Consider the following 2,202-nt stretch of genomic DNA (forward strand, 5'->3'; position numbering starts at 1 on the left):
TGGCCAGCCGTTCCTTAACCGCTTCGCTCCAGCCCGACAGCCGCATCTGTGTTACGATTTTTTGGGTCTCCGTTCTAATCACTCTAATCACTCCACTTGCTTCAAAACGCTCCATTGAACATTTTGAACCTTCTTGGAGTAAATTGTACCTTTCTAATCACTTATCTTTCAAGGTGCGCGGCGGTTTGACGGTTACGATGGAATAGGCTATCTATCCATGTTACGTAATACGACAAAGGCACAGTTTCTTATCACTGTGCCAAAAGTTAAAGTCCAAGCAGCTATATTACCAACATATTTTCTAGCAAAATCAAGTTTAGTATTTTTTTATATATTCTTCCCAAGTATCCGGGTAACGCTTTTTTATATACTCAAGTGTTCGCTTAGGAATTTTAGTATTCCAATAATTTACCCCTTGTCGCGCAAATTCTTGAACTATCTCCATTTTTATTTTGTATTCTTTGGAGTTTAAATCATAAATCCAATCCCGTAAGATATCAACTGGATAAAATTGATCATTAGGGTTATCACCAGGCATTGTAGTATTTTTCGATCGATAATAAGGTTCATTTACTTTTGCTTTTTTCTCCACAATTAAATAATAGGCATATTGCACCCCTTCTAAAGTAGCATATGCACTTCCTGCATCTAATGCCGTAATCGCCGCTGTATCTCCCGATTCTGTTTTATGGTTAATATCAGCACCTGCCTCCACTAGAGCTTTTGTTTTCTCAATACCACATGGAATTGAATTCATCAATGGACTAATCCCTGTTTCTCTATCAGTTTTACCGCTGCTAACATAATTGATGTTTGGATTCGCGCCATAGCGCAGTAAAAGTTTTACATACTTCGGATCTTTTTTGTAATCATTATCGATCCAAGAGTATTCTGCCGCCACAAAAAGCGGGGTTTGTCCTCCAAATATATTAGCCGAGGCAATATTGGGATCAGCTCCACATTTTAGTAATGACTCTGCCGATTTGTACTTCTCCGTTCCCACGGCCCATAATAACAAAGTAGCGCCATACTTCGGTTCCTGGTAATTTAATAAATTTGGTTTGCTTTTAGCTATTCTTTCGATCTTCCCGGTATTTTGATCTTTTACGGCTAATGCTAATTCCCATGCCGGAGTATCTTTATAAATACGGATATCAAAAATTTCATAGCCCTCCTTATTTGCTGCTTTGCTATTATTCAATTGATAAAGACATAATATAACAGCAAATATTGATAAAATTACAATTATTTTTTTAGCCATTGTTCTATTACATTCCTTCCCATTCGCTTATTGCCTTCTTTACTCCAGCCATTGAATGATTGTAAAGCGGATTCCAAGATTGTTGCGGTAAATAAACTACATTATCAATGGGTTTTGATATACCACCAAACAAAAAGTTTAATGGTTCATTTTTTACAATATAGGCAGTCATATTTCCTCTATAATCTGAACTGTTTAGTCCAATGGCTTTTAGATTAACTGAGGCCGGATTGAATAAAATAGCATTATATTTCTTTGTTGCTACTGCATTAGCTGCTGCTTCTGCTCCGCCCTTTGAATGCCCGACAAATGTTATATCTGCATCAGGATGATTCTTTACAAATGCTGTTGCGTACGCTACTGATTTTTTCATATCAACTGAAGCTCCAAAAAACTGTTTTATATTATCACCCCAGTTGCCCAAGCTTGACGTTCCTTTGTTTGCTATTACATATTCCGTATTTCCATCCGCTCCTACCCTTGCGTATACTCCCATACGCAGGCCAGTACCCTTTGGGCTATAAACATCAATCAATGTCCATCCTCCTGATAGTACCTTTCCTTCTTGCCCAGTATAAACATCATCCGCAATATCCGCCGCCTCGGAAAGACTGGGGCCACCTCCATTATCTGGATAAATAGCAGGTGAATCTACGCCAGGAGGATTGATAGCCTTGAATAATCCTTCCGTTATTGTATTCTCTATACCACTTAAACTTACTGCATCACTAAACCTAAATTCATATTTTCCTGTAGCGGCAAATACGCCAAATGCTTTATTAAACCATTTTCTTACACCGTCAAAGAAGTCATTGCCTGTTGGGTGAGTATGTTTACCCAGATATGCGCTTACTCCTCCACTTATAGCTCCAGTTCCGGCCCCATCCCAAAAATCTCCACCCATTAGTACCGACATGGTTCCACTTGTTAACCCACCGGTA

Annotated in this window: 2 protein-coding genes; both read right to left on the reverse strand. The window is 38.7% G+C overall.

What is annotated here, in order from left to right:
• Nucleotides 1-316 precede the first annotated feature (316 nt).
• Complete coding sequence (locus tag EDC14_RS26320; protein ID WP_132018368.1) at nucleotides 317-1,261, reverse strand: ankyrin repeat domain-containing protein; 945 nt, start codon at nucleotides 1,259-1,261, stop codon at nucleotides 317-319.
• A 7-nt stretch (nucleotides 1,262-1,268) separates the two neighbouring features.
• Nucleotides 1,269-2,202: Tle-like phospholipase domain-containing protein (locus tag EDC14_RS26325; protein ID WP_207930801.1), on the reverse strand; the 934-nt coding region annotated here is incomplete at its 5' end.

Origin of the sequence: Hydrogenispora ethanolica (genome assembly GCF_004340685.1) — a bacterium.
GTDB lineage: Bacteria > Bacillota > UBA4882 > UBA8346 > UBA8346 > Hydrogenispora > Hydrogenispora ethanolica.